Genomic DNA, 22,922 nt, shown 5'->3' with positions numbered 1-22,922 from the left:
TTATAAATTTTTTAAGGCTAATTTTATTAATTTTTCTACAGTAGCTTCTGGATTTTCTTTTAAAATATTAGAAATAACTTTTTCAGATTGTTTTTTATTAAACCCTAAAACTTCTAAAGCAGATAACGCTTCTTCTTTGTTGGTATTGCTTGTAGATACAGAAACTTCATCAAGATCAATAGTTTTTAGAATTTTATCTTTTAAATCTACAATAACTCTTTGTGCGGTTTTTACACCAATACCTTTTACAGATTGTATCAATTTTACATTTTCTGATGCAATTGCATGTTGTATTTCTTCTGATGTCATAGAAGAAAGCATTGTTCTTGCAATACTTGGCCCTACACCAGAAACAGAAATTAATAATTTAAAAACTTCTCTTTCTATTTTGGTTGCAAAACCAAAAAGAGTGTGTGCATCTTCTCTTATAGATAAATGGGTATATAAAACAACGAGCTCGTCATCTGGTAAACTCGAAAAAGTATTTAAAGAAATATGAAGCAAATAACCAACACCACCACAATCTACAACAGCTTCTGTTGGATTTTTTTCTACAAGTTTTCCTCTAATTTGTGTAATCATATAATACTTTTTCGAGTTTCTAAGATAATTATTTTAGATATTGTTTCTTTTCTCCTTTTCTTGAGCATCTACAGCAGCTAAAGCCGCCATATTAACCATTTCATCTACACTTGCACCTAATTGTAAAATATGTACTGGTTTGCTTAATCCTAAAATTATAGGACCAATAGATTCTGCCTTATTTACCTCTTTTAATAATTTATAAGTGATGTTTGCAGACTCTAAATTAGGGAAAATTAAAACATTTACTTTTTTACCATTTAATTTAGAAAAAGGAAATTCTTTTGCTAACATCTCTGGATTTAAAGCAAAATCTGCTTGAATTTCACCATCTACAATAGTTTCTGGGAAATGACGGTGTAAATAAGAAACGGCTTCACTAATTTTTTTAGAAGTTTCTGAATTTGTTGATGCAAAATTAGAAAAAGATAACATTGCTATATTTGGTTTCATACCAAACATTTTTACAAAGTTAGCTGTCATTTGAGAAATCTTAACCAAATCTTTTGCAGAAGGATTTATATTAATCGTTGTATCGGATAAAAATAAAGGCCCTTGTTTTGTAAGCATTAAGTTTGTTGCAGCAATTTTAGTAATTCCTTTGTCTTTTTCTACAAGTTCTAAAATAGGCTTTACAACAGTTGGGTAAGGTCTAGAGTAACCAGTTATTAAAGCATCTGCTTCTCCTTCATTTACCAACATTGCAGCAAAATAATTACGCTCTCGCATTAATTTTTTAGCTTCGGATAAAGTACGTCCTTTACGTTGTCTGTTTTTCCAATAAATAGCAGCAAAACGATCTTTACGTTCTGTTTCTTCATCGGTTTTGGGATCTATAATTGTTACTTCATCCGTAAAACCTATTTCTTCCTTTAATGCAATAATAACATCTTTTCTTCCTAATAAAATAGGAATTCCTATTTTTTCATCATGTACTCTTTGTGCAGCTTTTAATACATCTAAACAATCTGCTTCTGCAAAAACAATACGTTTTTTGTTTCTTCTTGCTCTGTTGTGTAAAAGTCTAACTTCTTTACTACCAGAACCAGAACGCTCCATTAACTCTTCTCTATATCTATCCCAATCTTCTATTGGTTCTAGAGCAACACCAGAATCTATTGCAGCTTTTGCAATTGCTGGTGGAATTTCGTAAATTAATCTTGGGTCAAATGGTTTTGGTATAATATACTCTCTTCCATAAGTTAAACTAACTTCGTCATACACAATATTTACTTGTTCTGGTACAGATTTTTTAGCTAAATCTGCCAAAGCATGTACTGCAGCCATCTTCATTTCTTCATTAATTTTGGTAGCTCTAACATCTAAAGCACCTCTAAAAATAAATGGAAATCCAAGTACATTATTTACCTGATTAGGATGATCTGATCTACCTGTTGCCATAATAATGTCTTTTCTTGTGGCAATAGCTAAATCATAATCTATTTCTGGAACCGGATTTGCCATTGCAAAAACAATAGGGTCATTTGCCATGGTTAATAACATTTCTGGTGTAACAACATTACCCATAGACAAGCCAATAAAAATATCAGTATTTATCATGGCTTCTTCTAAAGTATTCAGATCTTTATCTGTTGCAAATTCTGCTTTTTGAGAAGTAAGATTATCTCTATCTTTTCTAATAACACCTTTACTGTCGCACATTACAACATTTTCTCTTTTTACACCTAATTTTAGGTATAATCGAGTACAAGAAATTGCGGCAGCTCCGGCACCATTTACAACAATTTGTACTTTTGTAATGTCTTTTTCTGTAATATCGATGGCATTTTTTAAGGCAGCTGCAGAAATAATTGCAGTTCCGTGTTGGTCATCATGCATTACAGGGATGTCTAATTCTTCTTTTAGACGTCTTTCTATTTCAAAAGCCTCTGGTGCTTTTATATCTTCTAAATTAATACCACCAAAAGTTGGGGCAATTGCTTTTACTGTTTGTATAAATTTTTCTACATCGGTTTCATCAACTTCAATATCAAAAACATCAATATCTGCAAATATTTTAAAAAGTAAACCTTTACCTTCCATTACGGGTTTAGAGGCTTCTGCACCAATATCACCCAAACCTAAAACGGCTGTCCCGTTAGAAATTACGGCAACTAAATTTCCTTTAGCAGTATATTTGTAAGCATTGTTTTTATCTTTGGCAATTTCCAAACAAGGTTCTGCAACACCAGGAGAATATGCTAATGCTAAATCGTGTTGAGTAGCATATTTTTTTGTAGGAATAACCTCAATTTTTCCTGGTTTTGGTTTTGCATGATATAGTAAAGCTTCGTGTCTTTTTCTAGAATCGCTCATAAAATTAAATCTTTGCTTGTTTAAGCAACAAATATATGGTTTTAAGCGAAAGCGTTAATACATTTCTCATTCTTTTAAGTTCCGTTTTTTATGTAAATAAGGAGTGGTTTATGTGTTTAAATATCTTTAAATTAATAGCTTATTGCAAGTTGTTTTCTAAAAAATAAGATTTAACTGTAACCAAAGTAGTATGTTTACGTCTATAAAACGAAAGCTAAACTATGCAAAAAATTACTTTTTTATTATTACTTTTTATTTCATCATCAATTTTAGCTCAAATAAAAGGGAGAATTACAGATAAAAACGGTGTTCCTCTTTCTTTTGTAAGTGTTTATTTAGATAAAACAATTACCGGTACTACTTCTAATGAAAATGGCGATTATGTTTTAAATTTCACTAAAAAAGGGAATCATATTATAATTTTTCAGATTTTGGGGTATCAAACCTTAAAGAAGAAAATTAATATTAAGTCTTTTCCTTTTCAATTAAATGTTAGTTTGGCAGAAGAAAGTGTTGCGTTAAAAGGAATTTCTATTTCTTCTAAAGACAATCCTGCTAACAAAATTATTAGAAATACTATTGCTAATAAAAGTAAAAACACAGACAAATATGCTAATTACACAGCTAAGTTTTATTCTAGAGGTTTAACAAGAATAAAAGATGCACCAGAAAGTTTTTTCGGACAAAAAACTGGCGATTTTGGTGGAGGTTTAGATTCTACAAGAAGCGGAATTATTTACCTTTCTGAAACGGTTTCTCAAATTAAATTTCAAAAAAAGCCTAAAAAATTTCAAGAAAATATAATAGCTTCTAAAGTTTCTGGTGAAGATAATGGGGTTAGTTTTAATAGAGCAGAAAGTTCTAACGTTAATTTGTACGATAATAGTATTGCTGTTTTTAATGATTTAGTTTCTCCTATTTCATCAAATGCATTTAGTTATTATAAATACAAGTTAATAGGTGCTTTTTACGATAAAAACGGTAAATTAATAAATAAGATAAAATTAATTCCTAAAAGAAAAAACGACCGTGTTTTTAATGGTTTTATTTATATTGTAGAAGATGATTGGGCTTTGTATGGTGCAGATATTTCTACCACCGGTAAGCAAATAGATTTACCTATTGTAAATTCATTAAAATTAAAACAGAGTTATAATTATTCCGAAGAAATAAAGGGTTGGGTTTTAATTAGCCAAAGTATTGATTTTGATCTCTCTATTTTTGGTTTTAAACCTAGCGGTAAATTTTCTTATGTATATTCTGATTATAATTTTAAGCCAGAATTCACTAAAAAAACATTTACGAATGAAGTTTTAACATTTCAGAAAGAAGCAACAAAAAAAGACACTACTTATTGGAATCGATTAAGACCAGTTCCTTTAACTTTAGAAGAGGTAAAAGATTATAAAAATAAAGACAGTATAAAAGTATTGCGTAAATCTAAAAAGTATTTAGACTCAGTAAATAAAAAACAAAATAAATTTGAAGTTTTATCGCCAATAACGGGTTATACATATAAAAATTCATTCAAAAAATGGTCTTTTAACTATAGTGGTTTAATAAGCGATTTGGGTTTTAATACTGTGCAGGGTTTTAATACATCATTAGGGTTTAGTTATTTTAAAGAGCAAAATGAAAACGGTAAATGGTGGAGCGCAGGTGTAAAAGCAAATTATGGTTTTTCTGATGATAGAGTAAGGCCAACGTTCTTTTTTAGTAAAAAATGGAACAACCTTACAAGGCCAAGAATGTATATTTCTGGTGGAGTTACAACAGCTCAATTTAATGATAGAGAGCCAATAATGAAGATAAATAATACCATTAGTTCTTTAATTTATAGGCATAATTATATAAAAATTTACGAGAAGAGTTTTGCTAAAATTAGTTATACTGAAGAAGTTAAAAACGGAATCTATCTTTTATCTTCTCTAGAATACGCAAAAAGAAAACCGTTATTTAATACTACAAATTATGCTTTTATCAAAGAAGAAGGTAACGATCAATACAAGTCTAATAATCCATTAGATATTGCAGATTTTGAAAATGCTCCTTTTACAGAACACAATATTGCAACTTTAAAAGTTGGAGGAACTTTTGTTTTCGGACAAAAATATTTATCTTATCCAGACAGTAAATTTAATATTGGTAATGAAAAATTACCATTGTTAAATGTTACTTACACAAAAAGGTTTGGAGCTTCTAATAAAGAGTTAAATTCTGATGTTTTTACAACTAATATAAGACAAAACATAAATGCCGGTAATTTGGGTAAGTTATCTTATAACTTAAGAGGAGGGATGTTTCTAAAGAAGAAGAATATTGCTTTTATGGATAATTTACAAACCAATGGAAACTTGTTAACTTTCCCTTTTGATAATGAATTAAACAGCTTTAATATTTTAGAATATTATAAGTTTTTTACAAATGATAAATATGCAGAAGCACATATAGAACATAATTTTAAAGGAGCTGTTTTGGGTAAAATTCCGTTGATAAATAAACTAAATTTTCATTTAATTGGTGGTGCTAAAACGTTGTTAATGGCAGAGAGAAATCCGTATACAGAATATTCTATTGGTTTAGATAATATTGGTTTTGGCAAATGGCGTTTTTTACGAGTAGATTATATAAAATCTTTTTACGGAGGTGTAGAAAATAATGGTTTATTGTTTAGAGTAAGTTTGTTTTAATTATTTTTGAAAACATGAAAATTAAAGTATTATTTTTTGGAATTACAACAGATTTGGTAGCAACCTCTAATTTAGATTTAGAAGTTGCAGAAGCTATAACAATTGTTGATTTTAAAAATTTATTGATAAAAAAATATCCAAAATTAGAAAACCTTAATTCTTGTGCAATTGCTGTAAATGAAGCCTATGCAGAGGATGATTTGTTGTTAAAAGAAAATGACGTAGTTGCTGTAATTCCGCCAGTTAGTGGTGGTTAAAATATGTTTTTTATCCTTTTGTAAGAATAGAAAATATTATCTTAAATATTTTTTATCAACATAAAAAGTACCAAAAGGAATTACAGAAGCAATTAAGATAACTACAAAATTCTTAGTATCCCATTTCATTTCTTTCTTAAGAACAATAGCTAAAACAACATAAAGCATAAATAGAATTCCGTGAGGCATTCCTAACATTTTCACATATTCTGGGTTGTCTTGTAAGTATTTAATTGGTGTAGCGATAAATAATAATAGTAAGTAAGAAACTCCTTCTAATAAACTTACAATTCTAAAGATGCTTTTCATTTTTAAATGTTTTGTTGATTATCTAATTTTGCTTTAAAAATATAAACAAAGATACATTTTGAATTATTATTTTTGTTGATGTATGCAAAGAACTTCAATTAAAATCACCAAAGAAAAATTAGATTTACAAGAATGTTATCAATTTGTAGAAGATGATGCTTGTGGTGGAATATCGGCTTTTGTTGGTACTGTTAGAAACGATACAAAAGGAAAAGAGGTAAAGAAGTTAGAGTTCTCTACCTACAAACCAATGGCAATTAAAGAAATGCAAAAAATTGCAGATTTGATTTTAGAAAAGTTTGATGTTAAAAAAATTGCCATTCATCATGCAGAGGGAATGTTGCAAATTCGTGATGTTCCTGTAATAATTACGGTTTCATCAAAACACAGAAAAGCAGCTTTTTTAGCTTGTGAGTTTGCTATTGACACTTTAAAAGAAACGGTGCCAATCTGGAAAAAAGAATACTTTTCTGACGGACAAGTTTGGGTAAATGCACATCCGTAGTTTTTTACCGATTAAGAAGTCAAAAAAAAGATTTTTATTTATTCTTTTGATATAGAAACAGTTTTTCTACTCTGTATCCATAAATAAAATTGCAATCCAAATAAAATGGCACCAGATAATAAGTGTATTGCTTGTGTGCCTAAAGGAAATTCTGCGTAATACATTAAAATACCTGTAATGGTTTCTAAAAAGATTAAGAAAACAATCCAATTGACTAATTTGTAACCCAAGTTTTTAATTTGATTGATGTAAAATAATCCAAAGTTTACTAAAACAATGGCAATAGTAAAAGATCGATGGAAATAGAATTTAAAACTAGGGTTCATTAAACTAAAATTCTTATTTTCGAAACCAAATTCTTTTACTTGTTCATCAATAAATTGTCTTACTTGCGTTCCCATTGCAATTTGAATCAAAGAAAAAATAACTGAAAAAATTAATAATTTATTAAAAACCGAATTATAATTGTGTTTTGTTTTTTTATCAGAAACTATAAATTTTAGTTGTAATAACAGCGCAATAATTATCAAGCCAATTACCATGTGTATGGTAATCATACCAGGTTTTAAATTAGTGTCTACAACCATTTTACCTAAAACAGCTTCTACCATCATTAAAAAAAATGCGCCAAAAGCTAATAGCGGAATTGTTTTGTTTTCTTTCCAAAACTTGGTAGATGCATAAATTAATACTAAAAAAACAAAACCAGCTAAAACAGAAGAAAGTCGGTTGATGTATTCTGTCCAAGAATGATATTTGTTGAACTTAGCATAATCATGTTTAACGTATTTTTGCCAGTTTTCTATTTTAAATTCAGATGCCGTTTGTATATCTTTATCGGCAACATACAAAGCTTCATCTTTAATGATGATCATTCCTTTTTTAAAATCGGTATTTGGTTTCCAAGTAATCTGCTCTTCAGAAGTTGGCGGAATGTAATATCCAAAACACTTTGGCCAATCGGGGCAACCCATTCCAGAACCGGTCATTCTAACAACAGAACCTGCTAAAAAAATTAAATAAACAGATACAATAGAAAATTGTACAATTTTAGGAAACTTGCTTTTCATCAAAAAAATGTTTTTACAAAAATACGGCAAAAAAAAATCGTCTAAAATATTTTAGACGATCTTTTGTTTTGTAAAAAAAAATTATGGAATATAATTAGATAACTCTAACGTCTACTGCATTTAAACCTTTTCTTCCTTCTTTTAAGTCAAATTCTACTGCATCACCTTCTCTAATTTCGTCAATTAGACCTGATACATGTACAAAATACTCTGTTTTTGAATCGTCTTCAACAACAAATCCAAATCCTTTAGATTCGTTGAAAAATTTTACTGTTCCGTTTTTCACTTTGATAAATAATAATTGTTAATAATACCACAAATATAAGATTATAATTACTTGGTTTTACAAAACCTTTTATTTTAATAGCTTTTATTTAAAACCCTTGGTTTTAGTTAGGTTTAAATTGGTGAATAAGTACATTAAAAACGATTACTTTTTTAAAAATAAAGTGTGGTTTAAGAATGTCAATGATATTAAAGGTTGTAGCGTTTTTTGGTTTTTAAAGTGTTGATATCCAATATTTTGATGATTTTGTTTTTTTGTTGTTAAAACGGTAAAAAAGGTGGTTTTGTTAAAAACTTCAAGGGTTTTGTGAATAAGTATGGCTTTTTTTTTTTAGTAAAAAAAGCAACCTTTGTAAACCGCCTTAATTAACATTTAAATAACATTACGCTACTGTGGAAATTACGCATATTATAAAAAGAGACTCTGAAAGTACCACTTTTGAGTTAGAGAAGATTGTTAACGCTATAGAAAAAGCCATGAATACTGTAAATAATGGTACAAGACAAGATGCTATTGCAATTTCTAATATTGTAAATGGTACATTGTTAGAGCGTAAATTAAATGAACCAGATTATGTACCTACGGTAGAACAGGTGCAAGATATTGTAGAGTATAAGTTAATGGATAGTCCTTTTCATGATGTAGCAAAGGCTTATATTCTATATAGAGATGAGCAAACTAGAAATAGAAAAACTAATATTTTCGAAAAAAGGTTAAACTTAAAGCCTTACGATTATCCTGCTTTATATGAATATGTAGATGCAATTAGACATTCTTATTGGATTCATACAGAATTTAATTATACGAGTGATATTCAGGACTTTAAAGCACACCTTTCTGAGCCAGAAAAAAATGCTATAAAAAATACAATGCTTGCTATTTCTCAAATAGAAGTAGCTGTAAAAACTTTTTGGGGAGATATTTATAAGAGAATGCCAAAGCCAGAAATTGGTTCTGTAGGGGCAACATTTTCCGAGAGTGAAGTACGCCATCATGATGCATACTCTCACTTATTAGAAGTTTTAGGGTTAAACAATGAGTTTAAAAACTTAAAGAAAAACCCAATAATTATGAGACGTGTTAATTACTTAGAAGGTGCTTTAGTAAACGCTAAAAGTGAAGATAATAAAGAATACGCAGAGTCTATGATTTTGTTTTCTCTGTTTATAGAACATGTTTCTTTATTTTCTCAGTTTTTAATTATAATGGCTTTCAATAAACATAAAAATGTACTAAAAGGAATCTCTAATGTAGTAGAAGCTACTTCTAAAGAAGAGCAAATTCATGGAGATTTTGGTATTGATGTTATTAAGATAATTAAAGAAGAAAATCCAGATTGGTTTGATGATAATTATAATTTAATGATTCAAGAAACTTGTAAAGAGGCTTTTGAATCAGAAAGTAAAATAATCGATTGGATTTTTGAAAAAGGAGAATTAGATTTCTTACCAAAAAATATTATAAAAGAGTTTATTAAAAATAGATTTAATAACTCTTTAGAAAGTATAGGTATATCAAAAATATTTGATGTAGATCAAAACTTATTAGCAGAAACAGATTGGTTTGATGATGAAATTATCGGAACCAAACACGGAGATTTCTTCGTAAAAAGATCTGTTAATTACAGCAAAAGAACCAAAAGTATAACCAGCGACGACTTATTTTAAACTATGATCCAGAAAGAACAAAAAACCTCAGAACAACAACTTACCAAAGAAGAACAACTAATCCAAGCAAGAGAAATTGCTAGGAAAAAAAAGCAGGCAGAAACAAAAGAGCCAGAAATTAATTGGTTAACAGAAAATAGTCGTAAATTTTTACAATCTGGTTATTTAACAGGAGATACAACTCCAGAAGAAAGAATACGTGAAATAGCTGACAATGCAGAAAGAATTTTAAAAATTAAAGGTTTTTCTGATAAGTTTTATGGCTACATGGCAGAAGGATTCTATTCTTTAGCATCTCCAATTTGGTCTAATTTTGGTAAAAGAAGAGGTTTACCAATTAGTTGTTTTGGGTCTCATATAGCAGATGATATGGGAGATATTTTGTTCTCTCAATCAGAAGTTGGTATGATGTCTAAATTAGGTGGAGGTACTTCTGGTTATTTTGGTAAGTTACGTGCAAGAGGAGCCGATGTAAAAAATAATGGTTCATCATCTGGTTCTGTGCATATTATGCAGTTGTTCGAAAAAATGGTAGATGTTGTAAGTCAAGGTTCTGTAAGAAGAGGTCGTTTTTCTCCTTATTTACCAATAGATCATCCAGATATTAAAGAGTTTTTAGAAATTGGTACAGAGGGTAACCCAATACAAGAACTTACACATGGTGTTACTGTTGGTAACCAATGGATGGAAGAAATGATTGCTGGTGATGTAGAAAAAAGAAGTCTTTGGGCAAAAATATTACAAAGAAGAGGAGAAATAGGATATCCTTATATACTTTTTAGAGATAATGCAAATAACGGAACGGTAGATGTTTACAAAGACAAAAACCACGAAATTTATGCAAGTAATTTATGTACAGAAATAATGTTGCCCTCTAATGATGATTGGTCTTTTGTTTGCTGTTTATCTTCTATGAATTTATTACATTTTGATAAATGGAAAGATACAGATGCAGTAGAAACACTAACTTACTTCTTAGATGCGGTAATGGAAGAGTTTATCACAAAGTTAGATGTGTATAAAGATTCACCAAATAGAGACGATCAGTTTACTTTCCGTTTTATGGAAAAAGCCTATAATTTTGCAAAAGATAATAGAGCTTTAGGATTAGGAGCTTTAGGTTGGCATACATTATTACAATCTAAAATGCTAGCATTTGACAGTGCAGAAGCTTATGCGTTAAATAGCGAGATTTTTAAGGTGATAAAAGAAAAGTCTTATAAAGCATCAGAAGAAATGGCTAAATTATTTGGAGAGCCAGCAGTTTTAAAAGGTTACGGAAGACGTAATACAACTTTAAACGCAATTGCACCAACAACTTCTTCTGCATTTATTTTAGGACAAGTATCGCAAGGTATCGAGCCAATTTGGTCTAATATTTATGTAAAAGATATTGCTAAAATAAAAACAACGATAAAAAACCCAATTTTAGAACAATTGTTAGAAGAAAAAGGGCAAAATACATCAGAAGTTTGGAAAAGCATAAGAGATAATGATGGTTCTGTTTTACATTTAGACATTTTAACAGACGAAGAAAAAGAGGTTTTTAGAACCTATTCAGAAATCGATCAAAATGTAATTGTTTATCAGGCTGCAAATAGACAAAATCATATAGATCAAGGGCAATCTATAAATGTTATGGTACACCCAGATATGCCAATTAAAGATGTAAACGCTATTTATATTAATGCATGGAAATTAGGTGTAAAATCTATGTATTACCAACACAGTATGAATGCTGCACAGAAATTTAAACAAAAGAAAGAATGTGCTTCTTGTGAAGGATAAACTAGTGAGAAAATAAAAAAAGAGAAGTCGAAAGGCTTCTCTTTTTTGTATATTAGAATCATGAAAAAGTGTTTATTTTTAATCTTACTGTTTATTTTTATTACAAATTGTAATAAAAATAAGACTGTCAATAAAGTAGAGCATAAAATTACCGCGGAAAAAATTAATTTTCAGAAATATAATTTTAATACAACTTCTAAAATAAAAGAAAAAATTGTTTTAACACAAGGTGTAACTTATGTTCTAGATTTTTGGTATTTAGAATGTCCTCCTTGTGTAAAGGATCATTTTTTAATTAAAAAAAGTATAGCCTCTTTAGACAAAGAAAATGTTAAAGTTATAGGGATTTCTATCGACAGAAATACTAATAATTGGATAGAATATTTATTAGAACATAATTATAATTGGCAAAACTACAATCAATTTAAAGGAGATTTTAATCTTAAAGAGGATTTAGGTATAAAACTATTTCCAATCTACATAGTTGTAAATGATAAAGGAAAGATTCAAGAGAAATTTCATTCCTTTAAATATGTTCTTAAGTATCTTAGTAAGATTTAAAAATATTAAATGACAGTTTAATTTTTATTATAATTATTGCATATATACAGCTTCAAACACAGCTAAAGGTGCTCTTTTACCAACATTTAAAGATAAAACATCATCTTTTATAGTATAATTATCTACAGAATTTAAGGCTTTTAAAAACTCAGATTCATCAGTATTAGGGCAAAACATTTTTGTAGAAAACATTTTTTTAAATTCAATTTTGTTTCCTTCTTTTAATGTGTATTCTCCATTAATTGTATTACAACCTCCAAAACCAGTAATTCTATTATCTTCGTTTTTTAAAAGGATAAATATTTCGCGTTTTTGATTTTCAGCCATCTTAATCTCTTTGCCAGATAAAGTTTTTAGTTTCCAATACTTTTCGGTAACCGAAATGTTAAAATCTTTATTGTTGACTGATTTACAGCTAATCATCATTATAGAAAATAGTGCAAATAATAAAATTTTAGTTTTCATAGTTAATAATTTTTCTGTTAATTTTTTATGATAAATATAAAAGGATTAAGTAAGACTATGAATAAAAAATTATTAAATTCCTCTTAATATTTTATCCAAAATAATAGTTTGTATTTTTACAAAACAATTTTATAATTAATATATAAATGAACTGGGAACAACTCCTTTCTTTAAAACGATTTGGCGATACACAAAAACGACCAAGAGCAACACAAGATGAAACTCGTTTGGGTTTTGATGTAGATTTTGATAGAATTATATTTTCATCTGCGTTTAGAAGTTTACAAGACAAAACACAAGTAATTCCTTTATCAGAAACCGATTTTATACACACACGGTTAACACATAGTTTAGAAGTTTCTGTGGTTGGGAGAACTTTGGGTAGAAGAGTAGGTAAAGTCTTGTTAGAACGTCATCCTCATTTAAAAGAACAAGGTTATACTTTTAATGATTTTGGTTCTATTGTAGCAACGGCATCTGTTATGCATGATATAGGAAATCCGCCTTTTGGTCATTCTGGAGAAAAAGCAATTGGAGAGTATTTTAAAACAGGAAAAGGTGCAAAGTATAAAGAAGGTTTAACGGCAAAAGAATATCAAGATTTAATAGATTTTGAAGGAAATGCTAACGGATTTAAAATATTAACAGAAACTAGAGAAGGTATTTCTGGCGGATTACGTTTAAGCTATGCAACTTTGGGTGCATTTCTAAAATACCCGAAAGAAAGTTTGCCTAAAAAACCAACAAATCATATTGTAGATAAAAAATACGGCTTTTTTCAATCAGAAAAAACAGCATTTTTAGAGGTCGTAGAAGATTTGGGGATGAAACAAAAATCAGAAAAAGATATTTCATTTTATAGACATCCGCTTGCATATTTGGTTGAAGCTGCAGATGATATTTGCTATACAATTATAGATTTTGAAGACGGGATTAATCTTGGTTTAATAGAAGAAGAATTTGCTTTAGAATACATGATAAAATTGGTAAAAGATACCATTGATATTAAAAAATATCATTCATTAAAACACAAAACAGATAGAGTAAGTTATTTACGAGCTTTAGCAATTGGTGTGTTAATTAATGAAGCGGTAGCTATCTTTTTAGAAAATGAAGAAGCTATTTTAGATGGTAGCTTCGAAAAATCTTTATTAGATAAATGTAAGTACGAGGCACAGATTAACGACATTATTAAAATAAGTGTGGCAAAAATCTATAAAAGTACAGAAGTTGTAGAAAAAGAAGTTGCTGGTTATAAGATAATTGCCGATTTGTTAGATGTTTTTGTTACCGCTTTAAATAATAAGTTCAACGGAAATCAATCTAATTTTGATAGCCTAGTATTAAACTTATTGCCAGAAGAATATCAATTAGAAAAAGAAAACCTGTACGATAGAATACTACAAATCTGTAGTTATGTTTCTAGAATGTCAGATAGCTATGCTATTAGAATGTATAAAAAATTAACAGGAAATATTATTTAAATAAACTTAAATATTGCTATGTCTAAAAAAACAGAATTATTTTTTATTGCTATTTTTTCTATTTTTATTTTCTCTTGTAAAACAAATGATGTGCACAACCAGGGCAAAAAGAATAATGAGAAAATAATTTTAGAAAACAACGAAAAGGAGGTTGAGATCTCTAATGAAGAGAAATCTAAAATATTAATTTTAAGATATACGGTTAATAAAAGTCCTGTAATAACTTTTAATTATCAAGTAATTGACGCAAAAACAAAAGAAGAGCTTAAAAAAGGTGTTTTTGTTGGTACTAAGTTAGAGTGGTTAGACAATACTACTTTAAAAGCGACACCTCATATAGGAATTATTCAAAAAGAAAATGATGAAATTTTGGATGATAGTAAAGCTAAGAATAAACAAAATCAATATATTATCATAAAAATTAAATAATTAAAAGCTTAAACCTTTAAAAATGAAAAAAAAATACTTTTCGATTATAACACTCTTAACTTTGTTTTTATTTATTGTTGGTTGTCAACAAGAGAAAAAAACTAATAAAAGTGAAGAGAAAATAGTTACATATGAATCATCTAAGTTAGAGAGAAATAAGAAAAACAAAATTAAAAACGAGGTTCATAAAAAAGGTATCGAGCATATTGCTGATTACCAAGAACAAATTAGAAAAGGTATTGATGAAGAAAAAGCGTCTTATCAAAAGGGATATCTTATAGAAGAGTTTAATAAGGCAAAACAAAAATCATCAGCAAAAAGTGTATCTACATCTATAACTACAGTCTTTACAGAAAGAGGACCAAATAATGTACCAGGAAGATCTAGAGGAATTGCAGTAGACCCTAATAATTCTGATAAGTGGTTTGTTGGTACTGTTGGTGGAGGTGTTTGGCTTACAGAAAATGCGGGCACAACTTGGTCTGCTTTAACAGATTTTAAAATACCTAATTTAGCAACTTCTACAGTTGTAATTAGTGAAACGAATTCGAATATTATTTATGCTGGTACAGGAGAGCCTTTTGGTAATTTAGGTGCTATTGGTGGTTCCGGTGTTTTTAAATCAATTGATGGAGGTTCTACATGGCAGCATTTATCAGCAACAGCTTCTTTAGGAGATGTTGGTAGAATTATTATAAACCCAACAGATGATAACAATGTAATTATTGCCACAGATTCTGGTATTTACAGAACAACAGACGGTGGTGTTGTTTGGAGTAAAACATATACAACATCTAATAGAGTACAAGATTTAGATGAAGATCCTTCTGATTTTAATATTCAATATGGTTCTGTAAATGGGTTAGGACTAGTAAAAAGTACTGATGCAGGTATCACTTGGTCTGTTGTTTTTGATAAAGACGCTACAGACGTAGATGGTAATCTTATATATAATAGTAACCACAGTAGATTTGAAACATCTATATCTCCTGCAGATCCTAATACTATTTTTTTAAGTGTTTATAGTGGTTCTGGCGCAACAGTGGGTACAAATACAGATTTTTATGTATCTAGAGATAAGGGAGCAACTTTTACAATTTTAACAACAACAGATAGTAATGCAAACTTATTAACAGGACAAGGTTGGTATGATAATGTTATTATGGCACACCCTTATAATCCTAATGTTTTTTATGTTGGTGGTGTTGCTGTATTTAAAGTAACTGTTGCTTTAAACACCTTTACTTCTACATCAATTGCTTCTGGTTATGATTCTAGTCAAATTAACTCAGATGTACACGTAGATCAACATGGTATTTTTACTGTGTTAGGAGAATCTAATGAGTTTAAAATATTACTTGCTAATGACGGTGGTGTTTATAGTACAACTATGAGCCAAGATCCAGGGGTAGTAGAAGGTGATTTTTCTGGTAACGCGGTTGGTAAAAATAGTACACAGTTTTATGCAGCAGCAAAACAAAATGGAGAAGATAATTATTTAGCAGGTGCACAAGATAACGGAACGTGGATTTCTACAGGATCTAATGCTTCTACATCAAAAAATTACTCTAGTATTTGGGGTGGTGATGGTTTTGAACCAATTTGGCATTATGATAGACCTGGAGATTATCTTGCAGTATCTCAATATAATTATGTGGTAAGATATGTTAATAATGCAGGTCCGTATTATGGTACTTTTACAGAGTCTAATGATGATTCAGTTTCTCCATTTTATTCTAAATTATCTAATGCAGATAACAATCCGGATGTTGTTTTTTCAATTACAAGTAGTGGTGTATGGCGTTCTACAGATTTTGCTGCAAATTGGAGCTTAACATCAATAACAGCTAATTTTACACCAGGTGTGTCTAGTTCTTTAAATGTAAAAGTTTCTTCTGCAAATCCTAACATTGTTTGGGCAGGAGCAGCTATGACAGAAAGTGGTTCTTATGTATTACATGTTTCTGAAGATAACGGACAAACTTTTACAAATACAGGTGTTTATGATAATCCAAATAACACTCATAATCTATATATTTCTGGTATTGCAACATCTTATACAGAAAAAGATAGAGCTTACGCGATTTTTTCTTCTCAGGGAAGACCAAAAATTTTAAAGACAGAAGATTTAGGAGCTTCTTGGTCAGACATAACAGGTTTTGAAAACAGTATTGATACTGGTTTTCCTGATGTAGCAGTACATAGTGTTTTAGAGATGCCTTTTGATAGTGATATTATTTGGGCAGGTACAGATATTGGCCTTTTTCAAACAGAAAATGGTGGTGCAAATTGGACTATGCTTACAGATTTACCAGCAGTTGCTGTTTACGATATGAAAATTGTTAATGATCAAGTGGTAATTGCAACTTACGGTAGAGGTATTTGGTCTGCAACTATTTCTGAATTGAATGATTATGAATTGCCAGAGTACTTAGGTTTTGCAGAAGCTTCTGCTCAACAAAAAGGTATAGAAAGTACAAGTGCTGTTGTTAGTTATACGGTTCCTTCAGATGAAATAACTAGAGTTAAACTATTTATTGATGATGTAGAACAAGCAGAAATTACTGAAGATTTTAATAAAGGAGTAATATATACTTATGAAACAGCAGACGTTATAGAAGGATATCATGAAATAGGGATACAAGCATTTGATGATACGAATAACGTAGAAACTCCGATTAAAAATGAAGAGTTTTTTGTGATAGATTTTGATGACGCAAGTACATCAATACAAATTACACAATTTGAAGAATCAGATGTTTTTACATACAATTCTGAGTTTATAATTGATAATTTAGATGGTAGTATTATAGGCACAGCATTAAATAACTCAGATCATCCATATAATAATGCAGAAACATATTCTGTAGCTTTAAAAAAGCCATTAATAATATCAGAATCTAATAAAACATTTACTTATGAAGATGCAGCAATTGTAGAGCCTTATACAGATGATTTAACAGATTTAAATTCTTTTTATGATTATGTTATTATAGAAGCTTCTTCAGATTTTAATACATGGACAACCTTAGACAAATATGATGCAAGAAGATTTGATGAATGGTTAACAGAATATAATAAAGGAACAAGTGCTTCTGTTAATGATGCTTTATTTAAAGAGCAAAGCATTGTTTTAACAGATAAAGGATTTAATATTGGAGATACTGTTGTATTTAGATTTAGTTTAGTTTCAGACCCAGGTACAAGTTCATATGGTTGGGCTATTAAATCTATTAATGAAACTGCTACAGCTTCTATAGATGAGGTTATTGCAGGTAGTAGAGCGTTTACAGTTTTTCCTACTATTTCTAATGGAGATTTTACTTTGTATGCTAAAAATTCATTAGGTAAAAGTAATGTAAGTATTTACAGTCTTACAGGTAAAAAGGTATTTGCAAGTGAAGTAGATTTTACTTTAAACGAAAAACAGAAAGTTTCGGTTAATTTAAATACCGGAGTTTATCTTGTAGATGTTATAGATGAGAATAATAAAAAATCATCTACAAAAATAATAATAGAGTAATTATAATGCTTTATATCATAAAAAAAGACGCTATTTAGCGTCTTTTTTTATGATAATAATTTAAAAGTATTTGATAAATTATTCACATCTAAACCAAGTTTAAGTTGCAACTTAGTAACACTTCCGTGTTCAATAAAGTTATCAGGAATACCTAAGGTTTTTACTTTTTGTTTATAATTGTTTTGAGATGCAAATTCTAAAATAGCAGAACCGAATCCGCCTTTTATGGTTCCATCTTCAATAGTAATTATAGTTTGATATTTGGTAAAAATGGTGTGTAATAAATTATCATCCAAAGGTTTTACAAAACGTAAATCATAATGAGAGAAATTTTCTGCATTCTCCATCAATTGTAATGCTTCAGAAACGTTTTTAGCAACCGTTCCGATGGATAAAATAGCTGTTTTATTTCCTTCTTTTAAACAAACACCTGTACCAATCTCAATTCTCCGAAAAGGCTTTTGCCAATCAACAATATTACCTAAACCTCTTGGGTAGCGAATGGCAATCGGACTTTCTAATCCTAATTGAGCCGTATATAAAATATTGCGCAATTCGATTTCATTTCTTGGAGCAAAAACAATCAAATTCGGAATTAAACGTAAATAAGCCAAATCAAAAACCCCATGGTGTGTTGCGCCATCTTCACCAACCAAACCAGCTCTGTCTAAGCAAAAAATAACAGGTAAGTTTTGTAAGGCAACATCATGTATAACTTGGTCGTACGCACGTTGTAAAAAGGTAGAATAAATATTGCAAAAAGGCATTAAGCCTTGTGTTGCTATACCTGCAGCTAAGGTAACTGCATGTTGTTCTGCAATACCAACATCAAAAGTTCTTTTAGGGTGTTTTTCTAACATTAATTTTAAAGAACTACCTGTTAACATTGCAGGTGTAATTGCTACAATTTTATCGTTTTTATCGGCTAACTCTACAATTGTTTTTCCAAAGACATCTTGATATTTTGTAAACAAACTAGCCTCTTTCTTTAAACGCTTTCCAGAAATTTTATCAAATTTACCTGGTGCATGATAAGTTACTTGATCTTCTTCTGCCAATTGCAAGCCTTTACCTTTAGTCGTGATAACATGCAAAAATTTAGGGCCTTTTACAGTTTTTAATCGCTCTAATTCCGATAAGATTTTTGGCAAATCATGTCCGTCAATCGGGCCAGAATAATCAAAATTTAAAGCTTTTATAATGTTATTTTGTGCAGCTAATCTTTTATCCGTTTTTACCTTTGTTAAATACTCTTTTAAAGCACCAACAGCAGGATCAATACCAATGGCGTTGTCGTTTAAAATAATTAGTAAATTAGCTTTAGAAACACCTGCGTGATTTAAAGCTTCAAAAGCCATTCCGCTTGCAATAGAAGAATCTCCAATAACTGCTATATGATGTTTTTGGGTTTCTCCTTTTAAGTTTGATGCAATTGCCATTCCTAAAGCAGCAGAAATAGAAGTAGAAGAATGCCCAACACCAAATGCGTCAAATTTACTTTCATTTCTTGTAGGAAAACCAGCAATTCCACCAAACTGTCTGTTGGTATGAAAAACGTTTTTTCTACCTGTTAAAATCTTATGTCCGTAAGCTTGATGCCCAACATCCCAAACTAATAGATCATTAGGTGTATCAAACAAATAATGCAAGGCAATTGTTAATTCTACAACTCCTAAACTTGCACCTAAATGACCTTCTTTTGTTGAGACAATGTCTATAATAAACGCTCTCAACTCTTTTGCAAGTTGAGGTAATTGAGCTGGATTTAATTTTCTTAAATCTGCTGGATTTGATATGTTTTCTAACAAATTTTTCATTCAACGACAAAAATACAATTTAACTTTTTGTAATATTGATTTTTATATTCCTAAAAAATGATACAACCTTTCGACGATAATCATTTTATGAAAAAAGCTCTACAAGAAGCAGAATTTGCTTTTAGTAAAGGAGAGGTTCCAGTAGGTGCAGTTATTGTTTTTAAAGATCAAATTATAGCAAGAGCACACAATTTAACAGAAACTTTAAATGATGTTACTGCACATGCAGAAATGCAAGCGTTTACAGCTGCAGCAGATTTTTTAGGAGGAAAATATTTAAAAGATTGTGTTCTGTACGTTACTTTAGAGCCTTGCCAAATGTGTGCTGGTGCAAGTTATTGGGCGCAAATTGGTAAAATTGTGTATGGTGCAACAGAACCAGAAAGAGGTTTTGTAAATTTAAAAACTAAGATACATCCAAAAACTAAAGTGGTTTCTGGTGTTTTAGAAAGCGAATGTGCCTTACTTTTAAAGCGATTTTTTATTGAAAAACGAAATTTAAATTAATTGATGATTTGTTAAATATTTTATAAAAAAATCTTAAAAATTTGTGAGATAGTTTGTTTTAGAGAACTTTACGTTAATTAATTCAAATTATTCTACTAGATGAAAAAAGTACTACTTCTTTTTTATGCTGTTTTTGCTGTTTTAGCAATTTCTGCACAAGAAACTCCAACACCCAATTACAGAGCAGCAGCTAAATACTCGCCAAAGAACTTAGCAAAAATGGTGCATTCAACAGATGTGAGTCCGCATTGGTTAAAAAAAGGAAATCGTTTTTGGTATTCTTATAAAACATCCGAAGGTTCTAATTATTATTTAGTTGATATTGATAAAAAGACAAAAAAACCTTTGTTTGATAATGTAAAAATGGCAAAGTGGTTAACAGAAATCACTAAAGATCCTTACGATGCAAAACATTTACCTCGTTTCAGTTTTAAATTTAACGAAGCAGAAAACGCTATCCGTTTTTACGTAACAGCAACAGAAGAAGTTGAAGCTGTAGATGATAAAAAGAAAGACGTTAAAAAAGATTCTATATCAACCAAGAAAGGTAAAAAAGCAAAGCCTAAAAAGCCTAAGATGGAAAAGAAAGTTTACCATTTAGAATATAAATTAGGTGGTAATGGTTTAACAATTATTGATAATAAAAAGAAAGAAAAAGAATCTTGGAAACGTTGGGCAAACATTGCACCAGACAGTTCTATAGTTTTGTATTCTAAGAATTACAATTTGTATTGGATGGATAAAGTAAACTTTAAAAAGTTTATTAAAGACGAAAAAGATAGTACAGTTGTAGAAAACCAATGGACCAAAGATGGTGAAAAGAACTACGGTTATGGTAGAGGTGGAAGAGGACAAGATAATGAAGATGCAAAAAAGAATAAAGACAAAAGAAACGGAGTTGGAGGAATGTGGTCTCATGATTCTAAAAAGTTTGTTTTTCAAAAATCAGACTCTAGACATATTAAAGATTTGTGGGTAATTAATTCTACTGGTAAAAAAAGACCAACCTTAGAAACTTATAAATACCATATGCCAGGTGAACAAGAATATTATAAATCAGAATTATTAATTTTTGATATTCCTACAAAAACACATGTAAAAGTTCCTTTAGATACTATTAAACAACAAAGTATTTCTGTTTTTAGAGCGCCAAGAAAACAGTCTGAAAGAGATGATGATTTTAGACCTTCTTTACTTTTATCTAAAAAAGGGAAAGTATATTTTAGTGTAATTTCTAGAGATCGTAAAAAGTATGATATTAATGTTGCTGATATTAATACAGGAGAATATAAAACCTTAATTGAAGAGCGTTTTAATACCTACATAGAATCTCGTCCGTTAATTTTATTAAACAATGAAAAAGAAATGTTGCACTGGGCAGAACGCGATGGTTGGGCACATTTTTATTTATATGATACAGAAGGAAACTTAAAAAATCAAGTTACAGAAGGCGATTATCATGTGGCTAATTTTGAAGGTTTAAATGAAAGTACAAGAACTTTGTATTTTTCTGCAAACGGAGTTAATAAAGAGCAAGATCCTTATTATGCACATACTTATAAAATTAATTTAAATGGTACAGGATTAAAAACGTTAAATCCTGGAGATTATACTGCAAGCACAAGTATGGCAGATTCTAATCAGTATTTTGTAAGTAACTTTTCTAAAGTAAATACAGTTCCAAAATCGGAAGTTAGAGATGCTAACGGACGTAAAGTTATGGATTTAGAAACAGCAGATTTATCACAATTATTTGCATCAGGATATAAATTTCCAGAACCTTTTAAAGTAAAAGCAGATGATGGAATTACAGATATTTACGGAGTTATGTACAAACCTTTTGATATGGATTCTACCAAAGTTTATCCGTTGTTAGAATATGTTTACCCTGGTCCGCAAACGGAAGCTGTAAACAAATCTTTTTCTTATAGAATGGATAGAGTTGATAGAATGGCGCAAGTTGGTTTTATTGTAATTACGTTAGGAAATAGAGGAGGACATCCAGACAGATCTAAATGGTATCATAATTATGGTTACGGAAATTTACGTGATTATGGTTTGGCTGATAAAAAATATGTAGCACAACAATTGGCAAATAAACATAAGTTTATCGACATTGAAAAAGTGGGAATTTACGGTCATTCAGGAGGTGGATTTATGTCTACAGCTGCAATGTTAGTATATCCAGATTTTTTTAAAGCCGCAGTTTCATCTGCAGGAAATCATGATAACAATGTGTACAATTCTTGGTGGAGTGAAACGCATCATGGTGTAAAAGAAGAAATTGATGAGAAAGGAAAAAGTTCTTATCAATATAAAATTGATGTAAATCAATCTTTAGCAAAAAACTTAAAAGGACATTTAATGTTGATTCATGGAGATATGGATAATAACGTAAATCCTGCAGGAACGATAAGAATGGCAAACGAATTAATTAAAGCGAATAAACGTTTTAAATATATGATTATGCCAGGACAAAGACATGGTTTTGGTAATATGACAGAATATTCTTTCTGGTTAAGAGCAGATCATTTTAGTAAATATTTGTTAGGTAAAGAGGCTACAGATGTAGATTTTATGTATATGAATTTAGACAAACCAATGAATAGGTAAAACTGTTTATAGGTTTTATAAAAAAAACTCCGAATGAAAATTCGGAGTTTTTT

At 29.7% G+C, this 22,922-nt stretch carries 18 protein-coding genes; 11 read left to right on the top strand and 7 right to left on the bottom strand.

The genetic code is table 11. The annotated features are described in order from the left end of the window. Both ruvA and ACJJVY_RS13980 read right to left on the bottom strand, forming a co-directional pair. Positions 1–582, bottom strand: coding sequence for a Holliday junction branch migration protein RuvA (gene ruvA / locus ACJJVY_RS13985; protein WP_405609994.1), 582 nt, complete (start codon positions 580–582; stop codon positions 1–3). A 33-nt stretch (positions 583–615) separates the two neighbouring features. Further along, a complete protein-coding gene (locus ACJJVY_RS13980) occupies positions 616–2,898 on the bottom strand; it encodes an NADP-dependent malic enzyme (RefSeq protein WP_405609991.1) in 2,283 nt (760 codons plus the stop codon). A gap of 221 nt (positions 2,899–3,119) precedes the next feature. On the opposite strand from ACJJVY_RS13980, the gene ACJJVY_RS13975 reads away from it, so the two are divergent. Together ACJJVY_RS13975 and ACJJVY_RS13970 are read left to right on the top strand one after the other, a co-directional pair. Beyond that, positions 3,120–5,588: a DUF5686 and carboxypeptidase regulatory-like domain-containing protein gene (locus ACJJVY_RS13975; RefSeq protein WP_405609988.1), complete on the top strand. Its 2,469-nt coding sequence runs from the start codon at positions 3,120–3,122 to the stop codon at positions 5,586–5,588. Between the two features lie 14 nt (positions 5,589–5,602). Beyond that, a complete protein-coding gene (locus ACJJVY_RS13970; protein WP_405609985.1) occupies positions 5,603–5,845 on the top strand; it encodes a MoaD/ThiS family protein in 243 nt (80 codons plus the stop codon). 36 nt (positions 5,846–5,881) lie between these two features. Here ACJJVY_RS13970 and ACJJVY_RS13965 read toward each other — a convergent pair whose 3' ends face one another. Further along, entirely contained in the window at positions 5,882–6,154 is a 273-nt protein-coding gene (locus ACJJVY_RS13965) for a DUF3817 domain-containing protein (RefSeq protein WP_405609982.1), read from the bottom strand. A gap of 82 nt (positions 6,155–6,236) precedes the next feature. Here ACJJVY_RS13965 and ACJJVY_RS13960 point away from each other — a divergent pair, with 82 nt between their 5' ends. Further along, a complete protein-coding gene (locus ACJJVY_RS13960; protein ID WP_405609979.1) occupies positions 6,237–6,659 on the top strand; it encodes a molybdenum cofactor biosynthesis protein MoaE in 423 nt (140 codons plus the stop codon). A gap of 38 nt (positions 6,660–6,697) precedes the next feature. On the opposite strand, the gene ACJJVY_RS13955 is transcribed toward ACJJVY_RS13960, so the two are convergent. Both ACJJVY_RS13955 and ACJJVY_RS13950 read right to left on the bottom strand, forming a co-directional pair. After that, the gene (locus tag ACJJVY_RS13955; RefSeq protein ID WP_405609976.1) at positions 6,698–7,729 is read right to left on the bottom strand and encodes a COX15/CtaA family protein; all 1,032 of its coding nucleotides are present in this window, start codon (positions 7,727–7,729) and stop codon (positions 6,698–6,700) included. A gap of 94 nt (positions 7,730–7,823) precedes the next feature. Beyond that, positions 7,824–8,015, bottom strand: coding sequence for a cold-shock protein (locus ACJJVY_RS13950; RefSeq protein WP_249980345.1), 192 nt, complete (start codon positions 8,013–8,015; stop codon positions 7,824–7,826). 392 nt (positions 8,016–8,407) lie between these two features. On the opposite strand from ACJJVY_RS13950, the gene ACJJVY_RS13945 reads away from it, so the two are divergent. From ACJJVY_RS13945 to ACJJVY_RS13935, 3 genes are read left to right on the top strand one after another with little or no spacing between them, the layout of a single operon-like run. After that, positions 8,408–9,682 carry a ribonucleotide-diphosphate reductase subunit beta gene (locus ACJJVY_RS13945; protein ID WP_405609972.1) on the top strand — a complete coding sequence of 425 codons (1,275 nt, stop codon included), beginning with the start codon at positions 8,408–8,410 and terminating at the stop codon, positions 9,680–9,682. A gap of 3 nt (positions 9,683–9,685) precedes the next feature. Then, positions 9,686–11,470, top strand: a complete 1,785-nt coding sequence (locus tag ACJJVY_RS13940; protein ID WP_405609969.1) for a ribonucleoside-diphosphate reductase subunit alpha — start codon at positions 9,686–9,688, stop codon at positions 11,468–11,470. A 60-nt stretch (positions 11,471–11,530) separates the two neighbouring features. After that, positions 11,531–12,031 (top strand): TlpA family protein disulfide reductase, encoded by a 501-nt coding sequence (locus ACJJVY_RS13935; protein WP_405609966.1) that lies wholly within the window; start codon positions 11,531–11,533, stop codon positions 12,029–12,031. A gap of 33 nt (positions 12,032–12,064) precedes the next feature. Here ACJJVY_RS13935 and ACJJVY_RS13930 read toward each other — a convergent pair whose 3' ends face one another. After that, positions 12,065–12,496: an META domain-containing protein gene (locus ACJJVY_RS13930; RefSeq protein WP_405609963.1), complete on the bottom strand. Its 432-nt coding sequence runs from the start codon at positions 12,494–12,496 to the stop codon at positions 12,065–12,067. 146 nt (positions 12,497–12,642) lie between these two features. On the opposite strand from ACJJVY_RS13930, the gene ACJJVY_RS13925 reads away from it, so the two are divergent. Genes ACJJVY_RS13925 through ACJJVY_RS13915 form a run of 3 tightly spaced genes read left to right on the top strand, consistent with a single transcriptional unit; the run spans position 12,643 to position 17,932 of the window. Further along, the gene (locus ACJJVY_RS13925; protein WP_405609960.1) at positions 12,643–13,980 is read left to right on the top strand and encodes a deoxyguanosinetriphosphate triphosphohydrolase; all 1,338 of its coding nucleotides are present in this window, start codon (positions 12,643–12,645) and stop codon (positions 13,978–13,980) included. An 18-nt stretch (positions 13,981–13,998) separates the two neighbouring features. Continuing rightward, positions 13,999–14,409, top strand: coding sequence for a hypothetical protein (locus ACJJVY_RS13920; protein WP_405609957.1), 411 nt, complete (start codon positions 13,999–14,001; stop codon positions 14,407–14,409). A 22-nt stretch (positions 14,410–14,431) separates the two neighbouring features. After that, positions 14,432–17,932: a T9SS type A sorting domain-containing protein gene (locus ACJJVY_RS13915; protein ID WP_405609954.1), complete on the top strand. Its 3,501-nt coding sequence runs from the start codon at positions 14,432–14,434 to the stop codon at positions 17,930–17,932. 47 nt (positions 17,933–17,979) lie between these two features. On the opposite strand, the gene dxs is transcribed toward ACJJVY_RS13915, so the two are convergent. Next, on the bottom strand, positions 17,980–19,749 hold the full coding sequence (dxs, locus tag ACJJVY_RS13910) for a 1-deoxy-D-xylulose-5-phosphate synthase (protein WP_405609951.1): 1,770 nt from the start codon (positions 19,747–19,749) through the stop codon (positions 17,980–17,982). 57 nt (positions 19,750–19,806) lie between these two features. Between dxs and ACJJVY_RS13905 the strand changes: the two genes are divergently transcribed. Both ACJJVY_RS13905 and ACJJVY_RS13900 read left to right on the top strand, forming a co-directional pair. After that, a complete protein-coding gene (locus tag ACJJVY_RS13905; RefSeq protein WP_405609948.1) occupies positions 19,807–20,256 on the top strand; it encodes a nucleoside deaminase in 450 nt (149 codons plus the stop codon). Positions 20,257–20,355: 99 nt separating this feature from the next. Further along, complete coding sequence (locus tag ACJJVY_RS13900) at positions 20,356–22,869, top strand: prolyl oligopeptidase family serine peptidase (RefSeq protein WP_405609945.1); 2,514 nt, start codon at positions 20,356–20,358, stop codon at positions 22,867–22,869. Positions 22,870–22,922: the final 53 nt, after the last annotated feature.

It is taken from the genome of Polaribacter sp. Asnod1-A03 (assembly GCF_045063585.1).
In the GTDB taxonomy this organism is placed as follows: domain Bacteria; phylum Bacteroidota; class Bacteroidia; order Flavobacteriales; family Flavobacteriaceae; genus Polaribacter.
Note: the sequence above shows the minus strand (reverse complement) of the source record. Positions and strands in the feature narration are given on the sequence as shown.

Bases quoted from the DNA above. Each gene is read 5' to 3' on its own strand.
- ACJJVY_RS13960 (WP_405609979.1), top strand. From the start codon at position 6,237: ATGCAAAGAACTTCAATTAAAATCACCAAAGAAAAATTAGATTTACAA.
- ACJJVY_RS13935 (WP_405609966.1), top strand. From the start codon at position 11,531: ATGAAAAAGTGTTTATTTTTAATCTTACTGTTTATTTTTATTACAAAT.
- dxs (WP_405609951.1), bottom strand. From the start codon at position 19,749: ATGAAAAATTTGTTAGAAAACATATCAAATCCAGCAGATTTAAGAAAA.
- ACJJVY_RS13900 (WP_405609945.1), top strand. From the start codon at position 20,356: ATGAAAAAAGTACTACTTCTTTTTTATGCTGTTTTTGCTGTTTTAGCA.
- ACJJVY_RS13955 (WP_405609976.1), bottom strand. From the start codon at position 7,729: ATGAAAAGCAAGTTTCCTAAAATTGTACAATTTTCTATTGTATCTGTT.
- ACJJVY_RS13930 (WP_405609963.1), bottom strand. From the start codon at position 12,496: ATGAAAACTAAAATTTTATTATTTGCACTATTTTCTATAATGATGATT.
- ACJJVY_RS13920 (WP_405609957.1), top strand. From the start codon at position 13,999: ATGTCTAAAAAAACAGAATTATTTTTTATTGCTATTTTTTCTATTTTT.
- ACJJVY_RS13970 (WP_405609985.1), top strand. From the start codon at position 5,603: ATGAAAATTAAAGTATTATTTTTTGGAATTACAACAGATTTGGTAGCA.
- ACJJVY_RS13925 (WP_405609960.1), top strand. From the start codon at position 12,643: ATGAACTGGGAACAACTCCTTTCTTTAAAACGATTTGGCGATACACAA.
- ACJJVY_RS13975 (WP_405609988.1), top strand. From the start codon at position 3,120: ATGCAAAAAATTACTTTTTTATTATTACTTTTTATTTCATCATCAATT.
- ACJJVY_RS13905 (WP_405609948.1), top strand. From the start codon at position 19,807: ATGATACAACCTTTCGACGATAATCATTTTATGAAAAAAGCTCTACAA.
- ACJJVY_RS13980 (WP_405609991.1), bottom strand. From the start codon at position 2,898: ATGAGCGATTCTAGAAAAAGACACGAAGCTTTACTATATCATGCAAAA.
- ACJJVY_RS13965 (WP_405609982.1), bottom strand. From the start codon at position 6,154: ATGAAAAGCATCTTTAGAATTGTAAGTTTATTAGAAGGAGTTTCTTAC.
- ruvA (WP_405609994.1), bottom strand. From the start codon at position 582: ATGATTACACAAATTAGAGGAAAACTTGTAGAAAAAAATCCAACAGAA.
- ACJJVY_RS13940 (WP_405609969.1), top strand. From the start codon at position 9,686: ATGATCCAGAAAGAACAAAAAACCTCAGAACAACAACTTACCAAAGAA.
- ACJJVY_RS13915 (WP_405609954.1), top strand. From the start codon at position 14,432: ATGAAAAAAAAATACTTTTCGATTATAACACTCTTAACTTTGTTTTTA.